This is a genomic window from Sutterella wadsworthensis, assembly GCF_003315195.1.
Lineage (GTDB): Bacteria > Pseudomonadota > Gammaproteobacteria > Burkholderiales > Burkholderiaceae_F > Sutterella > Sutterella wadsworthensis.
The window spans coordinates 114,717-132,579 of record NZ_QNRV01000001.1 but is presented as its reverse complement, the minus strand read 5'-3'; the positions used below and the strand labels follow the sequence as shown (position 1 = coordinate 132,579).

Here is a 17,863-nt window from a genome sequence, read left to right as displayed (position 1 = left end):
TTGGAACACTTCATAGGGCCTGCAGTGCCCTATTTATAACGGCCAAGCGCACGTCAAAGAGACCTTTTCAGAAAGCAGAGCGCTTGGGCGCCAATCGCCCGTTCAGGCCATTCTCAGCCATTCTCAGCGCCGGCGGCGAGGATCCCAGCCTCGTCCGCCGTAGCATGCCTGAGCATCTCGTTCATACTTAATGTCCTTGGCATACTGCACCCAGGTTTCCAGGAGACTGCGCGTGATGCGGTTCCCGTGATATTTAGGCCAGGCACGCTTGAGAAAACGCTTTACGGCTTCTTCGCCGGACTCGGAGAGCGTTTCGTCATAGGCCACATAACCCACCCAGAGCCAAAGCATGCGCAGCACCGCTTCATCATCTGCGGCCCTTGCGGGATCGCTCGGCATCGGCTGGCGCAGCGCACTGACCGACAATCCTGTGCGGCCGTGAGCAATCGCCTGCAGATGAGTGATAAAAGAGGCCTCAGCACGACGCCGCGCCTCTGCCTCATCCTCTGCCCTCGCCAAACGCTCCGGCGGCAATGTCCGCCAAAGTTCAAAAAAAGAAGTGGGGCCGCCGTCCTGCAGTGCGCCGGTGCGGCGCAGCCGCAGGCACCAATACCGCCACTGCCAGTCTCGGTCGCCGAAATGCTTTGCCGCCAGGCGCAGCGCCTCCGTCCTCCGGCGTTCAGCCGCCGTTGCGCGGGAAGCATCCGATATCCGCTTTTCTTCGTGCTGCAGCAGTTTTTCAAGTGTCGGACGTGAAAAGCGCCAGAGCCAAGGCTCCATTTTTTCGAGCCAGCTCTTAGAAAAATAAACTGCCGCTTTTTTCTCCATTCGCGCAACGGCACGCGCCGCTGCCCCCGTTACGACACGGACGGCACGAGTCAGGCTCTTTAAAAGCGCTCTTTTCGTCTGCATAGACCGCCTCTTTCCTTTTGACAATGCTCATGAGCATTGCCATTACCTTCAGAAACAGTCTAGCACTCCAAATTCACAGCGGCATCGGTCAAATCGTAATTTCTTGTTGAATTTCAATGAATTGCGTTTATTTCTAAGGTTCATTCTCATTAGCAGCATCCGCATGAGAAGGAGCGGCAAACGCAAATTTCGATCCGTTCTGTCATCTGAAAAAAACGCCCGCTGCAAAGGGCTGCAAGCGGGCGTCAGTTCTGTTTATAAAGCCTCAGTCACATGAGGCTTTATCACAGATGAAGTTTATTTTCTGCTTTAGCTGAAGAACGGCATCAAGAGACGCATGATCCACATGGAGAGGAGCGCGTTCACAATGGAGTTCAGCATCAAGAGCGGCCAGTAGCGCTTCGGGCAGTCAGCCACGCCAAGCAGACGTCCCATGTACTGGATCTGCGAGGCCATCAGGAAGATTGCCGGCAGAATGACCGTCACGCCGTCAGCATCAAGAACACCTTGAGCAAGCAGACTCGCTGCCATGCCGGCGCCGGCTGAAGCCGACAGCCAAGCGGCCAGCAGCACCGTAATGGCTTGACCCGGAAGGCCAAAGAGCGCCATGAAAGGACCGCAGTGCTGGCCGAGGAAGTCCATCACGCCCAGAAGGGTCAGCATGTGCGCGAAGACGAACGCCATCAAAACGTTCGGCGTCAAATTCAAAAGGGCGATATTAATACCCTTGCGGACGCCGACGATGAAGATGTCAAGCGGATTAGTAGACGTGGTCTTCTCAGTCATTTTCGAAGTCCTTGCGGTAGACCGTATTGAGGACGCAGCGGACGAGGAAGCCGCCGACGAACTTGAGCACAATCATGAGGATGAGCGGCACGATGAGCGGGCAAAGCGTCGCAGCGAAAAGCGCGGAACCCGAAGCAAAATAATTGCCGATCAGACCTGCGCCGGAATACTGCCAGGCGCAGACCACAATGAGCCCTTTCTTATCGAAAAGACCGCGGTCGTACATACCCTTTGTCAGCGCAGCGCCGGCATCGGTGCTCTGCAGGTCGGTGATGAGTGCAAGACCCGTCGAACCCGGAACGCCCAGAATCGGATTGAGAAGCGGCGTCATCAGCTTCTGTGCGGCACGCATGGCACCGTAGTAGGTGACAACTTCCATCACGCCCAAGGCGAGCATTACGGAGGGGAAGAGCGAAAGTGCAAAGAGGAAGCCCTGACGAGCGCCAAAACCGCCCTTGCCGATATAGGTCAGGCCGTCGATCTTGCCGAACCCGCCAGCGAGCGTCGTAAAGTCAAACGAACCGAGCCATTTGTACCCGTCAATGTTGTAGAAAAGCCCCGAGAAAAAGAGGATCGTGATGATCAAAGCCACATAGGCGCCAACGCCTACATGTCCCACATCCTGATCGTCCTCACTCGCAGCGGCCTGATTGTTCTCAGTCATGGCATGCCTTTGTGGGGAAGTTGGAGTGTTTGAAAACTCGTGATTTTAACGATCTCTCACAAAAACATCTAAGCAATTCCCCTAATTCAGTTACCCAACATCAATGATTAAGTCTACCTATCAGATGCACCCTATAAAAATAAGGATGGCCGCTCAGTTTGCACGAGCGGCCATCTTCCGAAAACAACTCAACAGAGAGTGGAAATCCTTAGTCGAGGAACATCCTGCGTCAGACAGTCACCCTCACCCGAAGAGTTTGGCAAAGAACCCCTTCTTCGGCGCTTCCTCAACGCAGGCAAATGACGTCACCTCATAGCCTGTTGGCGCAATAGCGTCACGCACGGCCTTTTCATCGAGCGGAAGCTCGGTAATGATTTCGGCACATTTCTTGCTGCGTGAGGCCTTGACCTTATTGACTTCAAAAGCCTTTTTGATCGTGCTGCAGATGTGTTCCTCGCACATCCCGCAGGCCATACCTTCAATACCAACGATGGTTTTATACATTTGCTTATCCTCAATGGGCTCAGTCGAACACGCCGCCGGCCGTCTCCGCTGCCTCTGGGAGAGACCGCAGGCCTATTCGACCCAATAATATTGAGAACCATTCTAATCCTCGCTGAAGCCCCTAGCTGACCTCATCGGCCTCATCGGCAATATCGCCGGCATCCGACGCATTCTTTGAACGATCTGCTGATTTGAAGAAAAGAATGCCGGCCGGCCGCCGATAGGAGCGGAAAGCAGCCGCTCTGACATTTGACGCCTGACTGCTCCAATTTTGGACGGCTTCAAAAACACGGTCAGAATCCCAGAGCATCACCTCCACATAGCAGCGTCTCTCAGAGAAAGCCTCACCGACAACCGATGCTGCTCCGGGTGCCGTCTCGGAAAGCATGCCTCGGAAATCCGCAATGATCGTTCGATCCAGCGCTTCGGCAGCTTCCGGAGAAACCGCTGCTGCACGTTCGAAAAAGAAGAATCCAACCGCAATGCCCTGCCGATGAAGCTCATCAACAACCTCAGATTCACCAGAACGGTAACTATTGATGAAATAGGGAGCGGCAGTCCATCCAAAGCGGATATCAAAATTGATTTCGGCCTCTTTCTCAGGCTTAAGCCAATAATCGAGCCGTTCATCAGCGATGTCGCGATGGGTATAGTTCTTTGCCCGAGGCTCCAGCGCTGCAATGCGTTCAGGCAGTTCTGAAAGCAGGAACCCTCCGTCTTCGGGCGGCTTGCGCAGAATCGTCAGATTGCGGATAAACCGCATGGATGCCGCTTCGCCGATTAAATGGTCAATCAAGAGCGTCAGCTGCTCGAAGACCGGGGCACTCTCTTCCTCATCCAATCCGCGCAGCGACTCCGCAAAAAACTGCAGCACCCAAGCGTTCTCTTCTTTAACGAGACGGCAGCGAATTTCTCTGCAGTCAAAGAGCAATCCCTTATTAAATTTGAGTTCGACGGCTGCCGGTTTCGGTCTGAGGCCGGCAGCAAACTCCCAATGTGCTCCCAGAGCAATGGGGGCAGCATCCAGAAGCTTCAGGATCGGCAAAATCTGCACATAGTCGTGCTGGGGCGACAATTCGAGCAAAAAGTGACCGGCAGCGTCTGTCGGGGACGAGAAACCGATCCCCCAGCCTTCCGATATTGACTTGAGCATCTTCACAATCCGCTCAAGCGCATCAGCAGGATTTCCGCTTGCGATTAAAGCCCGCAGCTCGGCATCCGCCTCGCTGAAAGCATCCCAAAATTGAGCGGCACGTTCATTGAAACACCTGCGGAAGATGGGAATGGTTACAGCACGCCTTGCAGCATCCAGCATTTTGATGGTGTCTTCGTCGCCGGACCTATATTCCAAAGCTCGCTCCCAATATGGGATGGACTCCCCTTCGCGATCCAGATAAAACAGCGCATAGGCCGTACGGAAGTTCCATTCATGCGTATTTTCTTGCTCGGCGCGGCACGATTTGAGGAGTTCCAGGGCATGAAGAAATAAAGCATCCTCACCGGGCTGAGCCAGATTGTTGTAGGCCCGAGCCAATTCACTTGTTAAACGAAGCGTTCTCTTCGCTGCCGGCAGAGCTTCGACTGCATCAATGATGGTTTGGTATTCATTCGACTCATTCCAAATCCTGATCTTTGGGATGAGCGCTTCTTCTTCTGCCGTATAGTCCTCAGTCTCTTCATCCGCCGGCGCACTATCTCCCATATGCACTGCAGTTTGCCGGATGCGGAAACACACCTCCCCGGCTTCGTCGGGTTTGCCGTCCTCGCCTCTGATGAGCAGTCCGATCTCCTCGTTTTGCCGCACGTTAATGCAGACCACGTCAGACGCAGATATGTCATGGTCCTTAAGCAGCTGCGGAACAACACGGATTAAATCGCCGAGCCATCCAACAGAGACGTGTGAAAGCGCCGGAACATTCATTAAGAACCGAAAGACCAGCGGAAACCCAGCCGCAGAAGAGGTGCCCGTACAAAAAGGCACTTCAGGAGGATCCGCAGGCTGCCAGTCACTGAAGTTAAAGAGCGCAAAAACCGCCTCCAAACCATCGGGCTTAGCGAGAATGCAGTTGTTAAAGCGGGTATAGACGAGAAGCTCATCAGAGGGCATCTGGTTTCGCTGCAGCGCTTCATCCGCATCCGGATCAATCAGGTGATTGGAGAGCTGAAGAATGTCGCTCCCCGACTCAATCTCACGGCGTGCTGTGAGGAACTCCGGATCACCGGGCACCAGTGCGAGACCGGTCTCGATCGCTTTGAGCGCACCTTCCGCATCGCCGAAATGCGCCCGCAGTTTTGCTGCTTCCAGCCATCCCCATGGATATGTCGGCTCTTCTCGCAGGGCACGCTCCGCACATTGATGCGCCTCTTCAATTTTCCCCAGATGAAGCCACACTGCACAAAGACGATAAAAGAAGATTCCGCAGCCGGCAGCCGAAGCTTCAGCTCGCCGAAGAATGCTGAGAGCGCGGATGCAGTCTTCATATTGGTGCAGATTAAGGCAGGCATGCGCGCGCATCAATGCACACTCGAGATCTTGATCAGCCGCTTCGCGCGTGAAGCGCCCTTCCATGATGCCTCGATCTATGATGGCATCGATTTCAGCCAGAATTCGCCCAGGCCGAATTTCATTGCCCGAGTCGAAGGCAGCCAGTTTGGCTCGATCTTCATCCGAAAAAATAATTCCGCGCGGCGTCATCACAATTCTCCTCTCATGCGTGCTGCGAACCGCCTCACGCGTGAGCCTCATCCTCATGGGCGAGCAATTCATTGGGCTGGAACCGAATCTTCCAGGTGTCACGTCCCTTTAAAAAGATACCTGGACTTCTCTCGAGCGGCAATTTTTGTCCGGCGGTATAGCTCACCGTTTCGCCGTCCTGAAAGTCCACTTCGTTTTCAGACACATAATCCGCTGTATCGGCAAGGAAGAAAAAGAGCTCCATGGGGTCAATATCCGCTGCCGGAACTTCCATTTCCATTCGGCCAAGGGCTTCAAGACCTTCCGTCCAAGCTGCGAAGCTGCCCGATTCAAGGCGCACGACAGAGACCCACACGAGGCAAAGCGTTGGAAATGCGCCGTCTTTCATACATTGGGCAAAATCACGGTATGTTTCGGGCTGATGCACCACTCCATTGATATAGATGCCGACAGAGGAAGCCTCTCCTGAGAGCGACGCACAAACCTTCGCAAATGCCCTGCCGGCCCTTTTCCCGGGCAGAGGCGCAGTCACAATCAAGTGCGCACGATGGTGCGCCACTAAACTTTTATCTCCTCGCCAAAGGAAATTGTCTTCTGCCGCACCGAGCGCCTCATTATCAGGAATCGGTGCAGGAATCAAGCGTATAAAAACCGGCACGTCGTCAACGATGAAGCATGATGTCGACGAAGAAGCATCGTCTTCGAGCTCAATCGAATCGTCCCACTCTCGGCGGAAGCGCTTCGCGAAAGCTGACGCACACCATGCCGCATCCTTAAGAAGGACAAAAGAGAGGAAAATGCTGCGGGGCGAAGATCTCGCGGCACCATTGCTGATCGAATCACACATAGGCACACCATGGCGGTTAGTGGAGAGGCTTACGCTGCTTTCTGTCATTTTCTCATGCCGCGCCCCAATCTCTTTATGAAGAGACTTCAATGTCGACAGTCTGCCCCAAAAGCGCAGCCCAAATAATTTCCTGCGGCCTCAAATCGATTGATAATGGTTTTCTTCACATTTGACTATCGCGGTCTGCGCCGTTGTCATGATTATTTTCCTCATCAAGCTTATCGCTGCACCGCTTCTGCTTGCGCTGGCCACATTGGCTGCTCGGCGCTGGGGAACGGTTTTGGGCGGGATTCTCATTGGACTGCCGCTGATCTCCGGACCCATTTCTGTTTTTCTGGCCATCGAAAACGGTGCCGGATTTGCCGTTGAAACAGCCAGAGGCGCACTGGCTGGAACCGTTGCTCTTGCTGTCTTCACCTGTGTCTATGCGGCAGTCTGCCCTAAAGGATGGCTTAAAGCTTCTTTTTTAAGCGTGGCGCTCTATGTTTTAGCCTCTTGGATCGCAGCCGAGCTTCCGATCTCTGCTGTGACGCTGGCAGTCTCCGCTGCGGCCGCCATCGTCCTTTCGCTTTGGATCATGCCCGTTCCTCACAGCGCAGCCGTGAAACGCCGTCCGCCGAAACATGATCTCCTGATGCGCATGGGCATGATGATGGTGCTGATGATTGCCATCACCTTCCTGGCGCCCTATATCGGCCCTACCGCCTCAGGCATCGCATCAACTTTTCCGTACATGGCGCTCACCATGGCGGTTTTCTCCCAAATCCAAGGCGGCCCGGATAATGCCCGCCGAGCCATGCACGGGCTGATGCTCGGCATGTACAGCGGTCTGGTCTTCAATCTCGTCGTATGGGCACTGGCGGCTGAGGATCGACTGCTTATCGCTTATGCGGCCGCAATAGCCGCTGCGCTCGCTGCTCAGGGCGTTGTTCTGGCCCTGACGCTTAAAAAAACAGCATGACGCCTCTCTGATCCAGTGTCTTTTAAGGCATTTATAGTTTGAAAACATCTTGTCATTCAGACTGTGCGGGGGCCGTTGAGCAGAAAACACGATCAAAGAGGCTTTGAATCATTTTCTTGATGCCTTCCTGACTCTTTCAGAGCCCATAAGATATGGCTCAGCCGCAGCCATATGTTTATCTTTAATCGATTCTAAATAGAGACTTATTTTGCTTATCGTGCAAACTTATTTTGTTCAACACGATATATATTGTTTTCAATGCAATATATTGATAAACAAGATTAAGTAGTCATAAAATTCTTTATATTTCAAATACACAGCTCCTCATCCCCATCATAAAATACGGTCATTGTGCCGCGTTAATCATGCCTATTAAACGCTGACACAGCTTCCCGCATTCGACGCAGGGAATAAATTTCCAAAAAAAGGAGTTTTGGATGAAAAAATGGATTCTTGGAGCTGCAGCCGCCGCGCTGCTTCCCATTTTTGCTCAAGCAGATCAGCCGCGAGATGAATTTTTCTGGCTTTCTGAAATCAATAAAGCAAGCTGCATCATTAATACCGAAGAAGGCCTGCTTGAGAAGACAATGGGTGAGCGCATTGCCAAGGGAATCTCTGCCGTCATCACCAACGGCAATAAAGAAAACGGTCCTCGGCCCAAGCAGGTCATCAAGTATGAGCCTTACCTCATTAAGGAAGTCGGCATGGATGCAACCATGCTGCATATCGGCCGCTCCAGTCAGGACATGCATGCCACCTACCGAACGGCCATCATTCGTGACAATACGCTCAAGCTTTCAGAGACGCTCACCAACGCAATGGAAGTTTTGAATACGCTCGCCAAAAACAATCAGGCAACGATCGTTCCGAACTACACCAACGGCGTAGCGGCTCAGCCCAATTCTTATGCGCACTACCTCATGGGCTATCAAGCAGCCTTCTCGCGCGATCTGGAAAAAATCCGCAACTTTTATCAGCGCCTCAATTACTGTGCGATGGGCACCACCGTTCTGAACGGGACGAGCTGGCCGCTGGATCGTCAGCGCATGGCCGATTATCTGGGTTTCGCCGGACCTGTACCCAATGCCTACGATGCCGGTCAGATGAAGTCCGTGGATGAACCCGTCGAACTGGCAGCCATTGCAACGAGCATTGCACTGCACGTGGGCACTTTCATTCAGGATGTTTCCGTTCAGTATGCGCAGCCCCGTCCCTGGATCCTGCTGCAGGAAGGCGGAGACAACACCTATGTTTCCTCTGCGATGCCGCAAAAGCGCAATCCCGGCTTGATGATCAACACGAGAGCTGCCGCGAGCGATGTAATCGGTCAGGCGCAGACAGTCATCCTCAAGGCCCACAACATCCCGCCCGGAATGAGTGACCCCAAGAGCGTTTCGGCCAATGCCAAACTCGCCAACGATACCTCCGCGCTTTTGAAGCAGTTCACGCGCGTTATCAAGGCGCTGCGCGTGAATCCTGAGCGTGCGCTTGAAGAGCTCAACAGCGACTGGACAGCTTCTCAGGAAGTTGCGGACGTTTTAATGCGCGAATATAAGCTCCCATTCCGCGTGGGTCATCATGTAGCGAGCCATATCGTCACCTATGCCCGAAACAACAACCTGTCGCCCACCAACTTCCCGTATGAACAGGTCAAGAAGATCTATGCAGAGGTCATCAAGAGTGAATATCCGCAAGGGAATCCAGTCTGCCCAATGAGCGAACAAGAGTTCCGCGACACCCTCAATCCCACCGCGATTGTTGCCAACCGCAAGACTGAAGGCGGTCCTCAGCCCGCAGAGCTGACTAAAGCACTGTCAGCCGCAGATGCCGCGATTGCCGAGCAGCGCGAGTGGACGAAGCAAAACCGCCGGCACATTGATCAGAGTCTCGCTAAGCTCGATGCGGACTTCCAGAAACTCATCGAGCAGAAATAACCGACATCCTGAATGCGGGTTCCTCCCGCATTCAGCTGGACGTTTTGCACCTCCCGGAGAGATAACGCCCCCAATGAGGGGCGCTTCGCCGGGAGTTTGCAGATGGGCGTGTGACCCGCTTTAGCCTCTGCGTCCGGTGAGATACTCGTAAAGCCCCTCTTCCACGGGCGTTTCCAAACGCCAGTGCATCTCAAACGCCGATTTGCCATTGGCAAGGCGAACGGGCTGCGGCGCTGCGGCAGCGTGCATTGCGCCAAGGAAATAAAACGCCTTGGCTTCATTGTCGCTCTTGCTGCGGCGTACAAATAAGAGTATTCGAATCGAGGCGTACTGACCTTTTTGCGTCATGCGCTGAGCATCCTTCGAATCAATCTGTCGATTGCCCTTAGAGAGCGAGATCAGTTCTGCCGGCGAAATAAAACGATCGGCATAAGCAATCGCGCCGGCCTGCTTCTCGTAATTGATGAATATGGGGAAGGTCTGCGTTTGCTCATCGTAGAAATAGCCGCCGATAATGGACGTTTTATTGCGGTCCCAATCGAGCAGCAGACAGACATCATCATAGGTGTAGGTCGACCCGAGCAGCAAAAATGTGTCCTCCCAGCGATGATTTGCGCGTGCGCGGCAGCGATTGAGCACAAAATCGGTGAGCGACTCCAAACGCCGGCGAAAAGACGGTTCATCCGCAAGAGAGCAGACGAACTGCGGATCTGCCCGCCAGCGGCGCACCCGCTTTCCGTCTTCGACATCATCGAACGCTTCAATCACTTCACAGCCGGCATTTCGCTCGACGTCATCGGTCTTACGCTCAAACTTCGCAGTCATCACGCATTCCACATTGCGCAGATGCGCCGGCGAGGCTGTGAAGTTGTAGGGTTCCGCACTGAGTTTTTCGATCAGCGCCGCACGCAGGTCGGACTGCCCCTCAAGCACAGCCTGCAGCACCAAAGCTTCCGACGGCCTGAGCGCCGACCCCAAACGGTTCGAGCACCATCTCAAACGCTTGACTGCGGCATCCGACAAATGTTCTGAATAGTCGGGTTCATGTTTAACCAAAAAATCGTAGTAGGACAACCCTTTCCGCAGCAGGAACTTGGAAGCATCGATGGACGCATGTTCCTCAAAATCAGCGAGCTCGGGTATCCGCCCAAGCTTATATTTCAGAAGTTTGTAGGCATCCAGAAGCAGTGGATCGGAATTCAGGGACGCGCTGTCAATTGCCCGATAAATACGGCTGCGGGCCACCTCGTCAAAGTGGATGGAGGAAGCCCCCGGAATGCGCTCAGCCCCCGTCGTCACGAAGCGGCGGAGCTTTTCTTTCGAATACGAGCGATCATCCGAAAGCGCGGTCGCAATGAGATAGTTTTTCTCATAGTTTCCGATAAAGTCGAGCACAATCACATATTCCTTGTCGGCGGCACGGCGCAGCCCGCGGCCGAGCTGCTGCACAAACACAATTGCACTTTCCGTGCGGCGCAGCATCAGAATTTGGTTGACCTCAGGGATATCCACTCCTTCGTTAAAAATATCCACCGTAGCAATATATTCGAGCCGTTTGGGGCCCATGCCGTGCGTGAGCCGCTCAATCGCTGCTTCGCGCTCGTCCTGAGTGGTTTGACCGTCAAGCGCAATCGCCGGATGCCCTGCACTCGTGAAAGCGGCTGCAACGGCGCGAGCTTCTTCGAGACTGCCCGCAAAAATTAAGCCTTTCACGCGGTCACCGCAGGAGCCGAAATACTCCGCCTGATGGATAACGTGCTCGATGCGCTCAGGCCAATTCGGATTTGTGAAATCCGGCAGCTGACCTGCTCCTTTGCCCGTCTCGTCTTCCGTTCCGGCAGAGAGCCCAAAGTAATGAAAGGGCGTTAAGAGATTCTCTTCAAGGGCTTCGGAAAGACGAATCTCATGCGCGATGACATGGTCAAAGAGGTCGAAAATCTCAAAGCCGTCCGTTCGCTCCGGACTGCCCGTCATCCCGAGCCAGAAGGCTGGTTTGAACCAATTCATGATGCACTGATAGCTCTTCGCACCTGCTCGGTGCGCTTCATCAATGATGATGAAGGCAAAGGCATCTTTAGGAAACGCCTGGAGCACCGCGGTCTTGGCAAGCGTCTGCATCGTGGCAAACACAAAGTCGCATCCCGACGCTTTTTCATTTCCGGAAAGCAGCCCGAAGGAACCAGCGGCATCTCCCAAAACAATGCGGAAACTCTTCAAAGCCTGCCGCGCAATTTGCTCTCGGTGAACAATGAAGAGCATGCGGAAGCGCTGCGAATGTCGGCTTTCTCGCTCTGCCGGAGCGTCTGCTGAATGGGTACGCTGAAATTGAGCGATGGCATCGCGCACCGCAAAGGCGGCTGCAAAGGTTTTGCCCGTACCGGTAGCGGAAATCAGCAGTGCGCGCTCAGCCCCATTGCTTCTGAGTGCTTTAAGCCGAGCGAGAAAAGCCTGCTGCATGGAATTGGGCTCCGCGCAGCCCGGCTTAATCGTTGGCTGAGCATTGACCGCCGCCTTGCGGGCTTCGAGCTGAGCAGCGCCGAGCTGACGATATTCCCGCTCATACGCTTCCATTTCCAGCGCTGCATCGCGGGATGCGGCATCGGACCAAAGAGAATCAAATTCGGCGAGGATCGACTGAGCGAACTCACCTCTTTCGCAGGCAACGATGCGCGTATTCCATTCGCGGTTGGTCGTGAGCGCCGAGAGCGTCAAATTGGAACTGCCGATGATGATCCGCAGAAGATTATTGGAGCTGTGAAAGATATAGCCTTTGGTGTGAAACCCTGTCGCCCCCTGCGTGCGAAAAATTCGGACCTCTAAATTGGGCAGTGCCAGGAGCTGCCGCAATGCGCCGGGTTCAGTGAAATAGAGATAATCGGTCGTGAGAATGCGCCCATGCACACCCTTGGCCGCAAGACGCTGCAGCGTCAGAAGGAGCGGCGCAATGCCGGACTTCGTGATAAAGGCAACGCTGATAGAAAAGGAGCTAGCATGGCTAAGCTCATCGTCAATCGCCGTCAGTATTTTTAAATGACGAATCGGATCGTTGGCGAGAAGGGTTGTCCGCAGTCCGGCTTCCGAAGGAATAGCCGCATCGGCAAATGAAGTAGCCAGACTCTTTTGGAAATTTTCCGAAGAATTCTCGAGGAATAAGCCGTCTTTATCCCTATGAGCAGCTGAAGGGAAAGTTTCGAAGTTCATGGCAGCATACGACCAAATGGGATGAATACGAAGCAGCATAGCAGCCGAACGACACCCCTGCGGTGCGCCAATGCCTTTTCCCTTTAGGAATCAATGGCGACAACCCCGTTGTTTCTTCTCCGCATCCCTCAAAAACAGAGCGGCTGGTCAGGTGATCTACGCGGACATCACGCTCAAAGCGCCCTTCATCAATAGCAAAAGCCGCCGAAGCACCTGTGTCAGGCGCTGCGGCGGCTTTGCTTGTTGGGCTCGATTCAGATATACGTATTAATCCACTACGCCGGCCTGAAGATGCTGCAGATCACGAACCTTTTCGGAGAGTTCGCTGCGGCGGATACCTTCGGCAGCGGCCAGGCCGCCGGCCATTGTTGTGTAATACGTCGTCTGCTCGGCGAGGCAGACCTGCCGAATGGCACGGGCGTCGTCGAGTTCGTGCTCATGCTCGGCCACCGACATCACGACAAGGTTGATCTCCTTATTCTTGATGAGGTCAATGACGTTGGGGCGGCCTTCATGCACACGGCTCACGCTGCGGCAGGGAATGCCGGCCGCTTGAATGACTCTGGCCGTACCTGCTGTGGCAATCAGTTTGAAGCCGGCGTGATGAAGTTCGTGGGCTGCGATCGTCACCTTGGGCTTATCGCTGTCGCGCACAGAGAGGAAGCACAGCCCCGAAGACGGCAGCTTAGAGGCCGCGGCAAGCTGACTCTTGCGAAGCGCTTCGCCGAAGTCGCTGCCGATGCCCATCACTTCGCCCGTGGAGCGCATTTCCGGCCCGAGAACCGGGTCGACCCCCATGAACTTCGCAAACGGGAAGACCGCTTCCTTGACGGAGAAGTACTTCGGCGCCTTCTCGAGCTCTTCAACCGTCAGTCCCTGATCGGCGATCTTGTCGCCAACCATGCAGCGCACGGCGATCTTGGCGAGCTGGTGGCCCGTTGCTTTGGAAACAAACGGCACGGTACGCGAAGCGCGGGGATTCACTTCCAGCACGTACACCACAGGTTCTTCGGTGTGGGCATTCTTAACGGCAAACTGCACGTTCATGAGGCCGACCACTTTGAGCGCCTTGGCGAGTTCGCGGGTTTCGCGGCGAATTTCCGCAACGAGCGACGGCGCCAGACTGTAGGGCGGCAACGAACAGGCCGAATCGCCGGAGTGCACGCCGGCTTGTTCAATATGCTCCATGACGCCGGCAACAGCTACGACGTCTCCGTCGCAGACCGCATCAACGTCCATTTCAACCGCATCGTCGAGGAACCGGTCGAGGAGCACCGGTTCTTCCGGGCTTACCTTCACAGCCTCGCGCATGTATTTGACGAGGCGCTCGGGCGTATGCACGATTTCCATCGCACGGCCGCCGAGAACGTAGCTCGGACGAACGACAATCGGGTAACCGATTTCTTCGGCCTTGGCAAGCGCTTCTTCTTCCGTGTGCGCAATACGGTTGGGCGGCTGCAGCAGACCGAGCTGATTGATGAGCTTCTGGAAGCGTTCGCGGTCTTCCGCGCAGTCAATCGCGTCGGGCGTTGTGCCGATGATGGGCACGCCGTGGGCTTCGAGTGCACGGCAGATTTTGAGCGGCGTCTGACCGCCGTACTGCACAATCACGCCCTGGGGCTTCTCAATTTCACAAATGGCGAGCACGTCTTCGAGCGTCACCGGTTCGAAATAGAGACGATCGGAAGTGTCGTAGTCGGTGGAGACCGTTTCCGGATTGCAGTTCACCATGATCGACTCCCACCCGTCCTCGTGAAGCGCCATGGAAGCATGCACGCAGCAGTAGTCGAATTCAATGCCCTGACCAATGCGGTTGGGACCGCCGCCCAGCACGATCACCTTTTTCTTGTCGGTAGGATCAGCTTCGCTGATGCGGCTTCGTTCAAAGGTTGAATAGAGGTACGCCGTGGTGGTGGCAAATTCCGCTGCGCAGGTATCCACCCGCTTATAAACGGGTTCGACGCCGAGCACTCGGCGAGCTTCACGCACTTCATTTTCGTGGCAGTCTGCCAGCAGCTTGGCGATGCGTTTGTCGGAGAACCCGCGGCTCTTCAATGCCCAGAAGTCGTCGACATCGAGTTCATTGAGATTGTGGCCGGCAATAGACGCTTCCACTTTCACGAGGTCGTCAATTTGGCGCAGGAACCAGGGATCAATCTTTGAAAGCTCGAAGATTTCTTCCACCGTCATGCCGATGCGGAAGCCGTCGGCCACATAGAAAATGCGTTCCGGTCCGGGTTCGGCAATTTCGCACAGAATCTTCGAACGGTCGGTAGTAATGGGATCCAGACCGCACTTGCCGGTTTCGAGACCGCGGAGCGCCTTCTGCAGAGATTCTTCGAACGTACGGCCGATAGCCATGACTTCGCCCACCGACTTCATCTGCGTGGTGAGGCGATCGTCGGCAGCGGGGAATTTCTCGAAAGCAAAGCGCGGCACCTTGGTGACCACGTAGTCAATGGCAGGCTCAAACGACGCCGGGGTCTTTCCGCCCGTCATTTCGTTCTTCAGTTCGTCAAGCGTATATCCCACGGCGAGCTTCGCTGCGATCTTCGCAATCGGGAAGCCCGTAGCCTTTGAGGCCAGAGCAGACGAACGCGAAACACGAGGATTCATTTCGATGACGATCATGCGGCCGTTTTGCGGATTAACCGCAAACTGGACGTTCGAACCGCCCGTATCCACGCCGATCGCACGAAGCACCGCCATCGAGGCATCGCGCATCGCCTGATATTCCTTGTCGGTGAGCGTCTGTGCGGGGGCGACCGTAATGGAGTCGCCGGTATGAACGCCCATCGGATCCAAATTTTCGATCGAGCAGACGATGATGCAGTTGTCCGCCTTGTCGCGGACCACCTCCATCTCGTACTCCTTCCAGCCGAGAAGCGACTCTTCAATGAGCACTTCCGAGGTGGGCGACAATTCAAGACCGCGCGAAACGATCTCCAGGAACTCGTCCATGTTGTAGGCAATGCCGCCGCCCGTACCGCCCAACGTAAAGCTCGGACGGATCACCGCCGGGAAACCGACGGTCTTCTGAATAGCAAATGCTTCTTCGAGCGTATGAGCAGCACCCGAGCGCGCGCTTTCAAGACCGATTTCGGTCATCAGCTTCTTGAAGCGTTCGCGGTCTTCGGCTTTGTCGATGGCTTCCGGAGTGGCGCCGATCAGTTCAACTCCCCAGCGGCGGAGGACGCCGTGGTGAACGAGATCCATTGCGCAGTTGAGCGCCGTCTGGCCGCCCATCGTCGGCAGGATCGCATCCGGACGTTCTTTTTCGATGATGCGCGCCACCGTTTCCCAAGTGATCGGTTCGATGTAGGTCGCATCCGCCGTCTTCGGATCGGTCATGATGGTTGCGGGGTTGGAGTTCACGAGAATAACGCGATACCCCTCTTCGCGCAGCACGCGGCAGGCCTGCACGCCCGAATAGTCGAATTCACATGCCTGACCGATGATGATCGGACCGGCACCGATGATAAGAATAGATTGAATGTCTGTACGCTTCGCCATGATTCGCTTCTAGTTCGTTTGTTCTGTGCTTTGTCGACTTCGCTGGGCCCATCAGCCGGCACGGCGGCCGGCGAGGCTCTTCGCAAACTTTTCGAAGAGCACATCAATATCGTGCGGACCGGGACTCGCTTCCGGATGCCCCTGGAAGCAGAATGCGGGCTGTCCAATGAGCTCAAAGCCCTGCAGACTGCCGTCAAAGAGGGAGCGGTGCGTGGCACGGGCATTGGCCGGCAGTGTATCGGCATCCACCGCAAAACCGTGGTTCTGGCTCGTGATGTAGACACGCTTCGTTTCAACGTTTTCCACCGGGTGATTGGCGCCGTGATGGCCGAACTTCATCTTGAGGGTCTTCGCACCGACGGCGAGCCCCATGATTTGATGACCGAGGCAGATGCCGAAAAGCGGCAGCTTGGCCGCGATGGCCTTCTGCGCCACCTCAATGGCGTATGTGCAAGGCGCAGGATCGCCGGGACCGTTCGAAAGGAAGATGCCGTCGGGCTGATGCTTCATCGCTTCTTCAAAGGGCGTCTGAGCCGGCACGACCGTCACACGGATGCCGCGATCCGCAAGGAGGCGCAGGATATTGGTCTTGATGCCGAAGTCATAGGCAACGACGTGATACGGGAAAACCGCTGCGCGGCGGAACCCGGCAGGCTCGCCCTCGCGCGAAGGCTCCCAGCTGCCGTCCGTCCAGTCATAGACATGATCGGTCGTAACGGTCTTTGCCAGATCCTGGCCGGCCATTGAGCCCCAGCTGCGGGCAGCTTCAAGCGCCTGCTGCAGATCCTCATCGGTGAGCTCATCACCCATCTGCTTGGCGATGATCGCGCCGGCCTGAGCACCGGTCGTACGCAGATGAATGGTCAGCGCACGCGTATCAATGCCGCAGATCGCCTTCACGCCGGCATCCTTCAAAGCTTCCGGGAGACTTTGACGAGCGCGCCAATTGCTCGGCACATCAGCAGCCGCCTTGACAATCAAACCCGCTGCGTGAATGGCATTGCTTTCCATGTCCTCGGGATTAACGCCGACATTGCCGATGTGCGCGCAGGTAAGCGTCACGAGCTGGCCCGTGTAGGAGGGATCCGTGAGGATTTCCTGATAACCCGTCATCGAGGTGTTGAAGACAACTTCGCCAACCGTAAGACCTGCCGCACCGGTACTTTCACCCTGAAAGACCGTGCCGTCGGCCAGTACGAGCGCCGCTTGAGGTCGAGTTTTCGCAATAAGTGCCACGATGGATACCCTTCCGTTTTGTGTTCTGTTTCTTGATGCTGCGGCTGAGCGAGATCGGTAAATCAAAGCTTGGGGAGAGGTGCATTCGAAGGCTGGTTCGAGGACCGCAATAAGTTCAGTCCTCAAGGCCGCTTTCGAATGCTCCTCCCGGTCTGTATCCGCCATCCATTTTTTTCGGAAAGGGATAAACAGAGTCTGAAAGAAACCGGCATGCACCGAAAAGTGTCTCTTAGGCACCAATGATGCGTGGCTGCAAGCACACTCCGACCGCAGTACGGCGGAAAGTCTATCCATGACCTGTTTGCGCTCGCCTCTGCTCATCTAGGTAAATTACCTTCCCCAACCCCGACCTTATCAACCACTCTCAATGTGTCGATCATTTGTCGACCAATTGGTTGAAATTCAAGTGATTTGGTTGTTCGATTCGCTTCTTTTTCAACGTTGGTCGGCCAGAAAACAGGCGCTGCAGCAGGTTCGAAAACACCGTCTGAAAAGCCTTTCGGCACCTATTTTTTTGCCTTTCAATACTGACTCGAATTCAAAAAAAGAAGGCCGACGCACCCTTTTGCGATGCTCCGGCCTTTTTAGCCTTGATCTGCACCGTTCGAGA

The 17,863-nt window shown here is 55.0% G+C and carries 11 protein-coding genes; 2 read left to right on the top strand and 9 right to left on the bottom strand.

Features of this window, described 5'->3' with window-relative positions; all coding sequences use genetic code 11:
• Nucleotides 1-123 precede the first annotated feature (123 nt).
• From DES29_RS00450 to DES29_RS00425, 6 genes are all read right to left on the bottom strand, one after another.
• Nucleotides 124-912 (bottom strand): hypothetical protein, encoded by a 789-nt coding sequence (locus DES29_RS00450; RefSeq protein ID WP_021995151.1) that lies wholly within the window; start codon nt 910-912, stop codon nt 124-126.
• 309 nt (nt 913-1,221) lie between these two features.
• The gene (locus DES29_RS00445; protein WP_005430257.1) at nt 1,222-1,698 is read right to left on the bottom strand and encodes a YjiG family protein; all 477 of its coding nucleotides are present in this window, start codon (nt 1,696-1,698) and stop codon (nt 1,222-1,224) included.
• On the bottom strand, nt 1,691-2,362 hold the full coding sequence (locus tag DES29_RS00440) for a nucleoside recognition domain-containing protein (protein WP_016474183.1): 672 nt from the start codon (nt 2,360-2,362) through the stop codon (nt 1,691-1,693). The genes DES29_RS00445 and DES29_RS00440 overlap by 8 nt, the downstream gene beginning before the upstream one ends.
• 243 nt (nt 2,363-2,605) lie before the next feature.
• Nucleotides 2,606-2,866 carry a heavy-metal-associated domain-containing protein gene (locus DES29_RS00435; RefSeq protein WP_005430254.1) on the bottom strand — a complete coding sequence of 87 codons (261 nt, stop codon included), beginning with the start codon at nt 2,864-2,866 and terminating at the stop codon, nt 2,606-2,608.
• A gap of 121 nt (nt 2,867-2,987) precedes the next feature.
• The gene (locus DES29_RS00430) at nt 2,988-5,561 is read right to left on the bottom strand and encodes a tetratricopeptide repeat protein (RefSeq protein ID WP_021995152.1); all 2,574 of its coding nucleotides are present in this window, start codon (nt 5,559-5,561) and stop codon (nt 2,988-2,990) included.
• A gap of 34 nt (nt 5,562-5,595) precedes the next feature.
• Entirely contained in the window at nt 5,596-6,456 is an 861-nt protein-coding gene (locus DES29_RS00425) for a DUF4261 domain-containing protein (RefSeq protein ID WP_016474181.1), read from the bottom strand.
• 148 nt (nt 6,457-6,604) lie between these two features.
• Here DES29_RS00425 and DES29_RS00420 point away from each other — a divergent pair, with 148 nt between their 5' ends.
• Nucleotides 6,605-7,369 carry a hypothetical protein gene (locus tag DES29_RS00420; protein ID WP_016474180.1) on the top strand — a complete coding sequence of 255 codons (765 nt, stop codon included), beginning with the start codon at nt 6,605-6,607 and terminating at the stop codon, nt 7,367-7,369.
• Between the two features lie 437 nt (nt 7,370-7,806).
• Complete coding sequence (locus tag DES29_RS00415; protein ID WP_113854277.1) at nt 7,807-9,303, top strand: lyase family protein; 1,497 nt, start codon at nt 7,807-7,809, stop codon at nt 9,301-9,303.
• Between the two features lie 120 nt (nt 9,304-9,423).
• On the opposite strand, the gene DES29_RS00410 is transcribed toward DES29_RS00415, so the two are convergent.
• From DES29_RS00410 to carA, 3 genes are all read right to left on the bottom strand, one after another.
• Nucleotides 9,424-12,504, bottom strand: coding sequence for a DEAD/DEAH box helicase (locus DES29_RS00410; protein WP_236578963.1), 3,081 nt, complete (start codon nt 12,502-12,504; stop codon nt 9,424-9,426).
• 267 nt (nt 12,505-12,771) lie between these two features.
• On the bottom strand, nt 12,772-16,017 hold the full coding sequence (gene carB, locus DES29_RS00405) for a carbamoyl-phosphate synthase large subunit (RefSeq protein ID WP_016474177.1): 3,246 nt from the start codon (nt 16,015-16,017) through the stop codon (nt 12,772-12,774).
• A gap of 51 nt (nt 16,018-16,068) precedes the next feature.
• Nucleotides 16,069-17,253: a glutamine-hydrolyzing carbamoyl-phosphate synthase small subunit gene (carA, locus tag DES29_RS00400; protein WP_005430247.1), complete on the bottom strand. Its 1,185-nt coding sequence runs from the start codon at nt 17,251-17,253 to the stop codon at nt 16,069-16,071.
• Between the last annotated feature and the right edge of the window lie 610 nt (nt 17,254-17,863).

Coding starts and splice junctions, on each gene's coding strand:
- DES29_RS00450 (WP_021995151.1), bottom strand. CDS start 912: ATGCAGACGAAAAGAGCGCTTTTAAAGAGCCTGACTCGTGCCGTCCGT.
- DES29_RS00445 (WP_005430257.1), bottom strand. CDS start 1,698: ATGACTGAGAAGACCACGTCTACTAATCCGCTTGACATCTTCATCGTC.
- DES29_RS00440 (WP_016474183.1), bottom strand. CDS start 2,362: ATGACTGAGAACAATCAGGCCGCTGCGAGTGAGGACGATCAGGATGTG.
- DES29_RS00435 (WP_005430254.1), bottom strand. CDS start 2,866: ATGTATAAAACCATCGTTGGTATTGAAGGTATGGCCTGCGGGATGTGC.
- DES29_RS00430 (WP_021995152.1), bottom strand. CDS start 5,561: ATGACGCCGCGCGGAATTATTTTTTCGGATGAAGATCGAGCCAAACTG.
- DES29_RS00425 (WP_016474181.1), bottom strand. CDS start 6,456: ATGACAGAAAGCAGCGTAAGCCTCTCCACTAACCGCCATGGTGTGCCT.
- DES29_RS00420 (WP_016474180.1), top strand. CDS start 6,605: ATGATTATTTTCCTCATCAAGCTTATCGCTGCACCGCTTCTGCTTGCG.
- DES29_RS00415 (WP_113854277.1), top strand. CDS start 7,807: ATGAAAAAATGGATTCTTGGAGCTGCAGCCGCCGCGCTGCTTCCCATT.
- DES29_RS00410 (WP_236578963.1), bottom strand. CDS start 12,504: ATGAACTTCGAAACTTTCCCTTCAGCTGCTCATAGGGATAAAGACGGC.
- carB (WP_016474177.1), bottom strand. CDS start 16,017: ATGGCGAAGCGTACAGACATTCAATCTATTCTTATCATCGGTGCCGGT.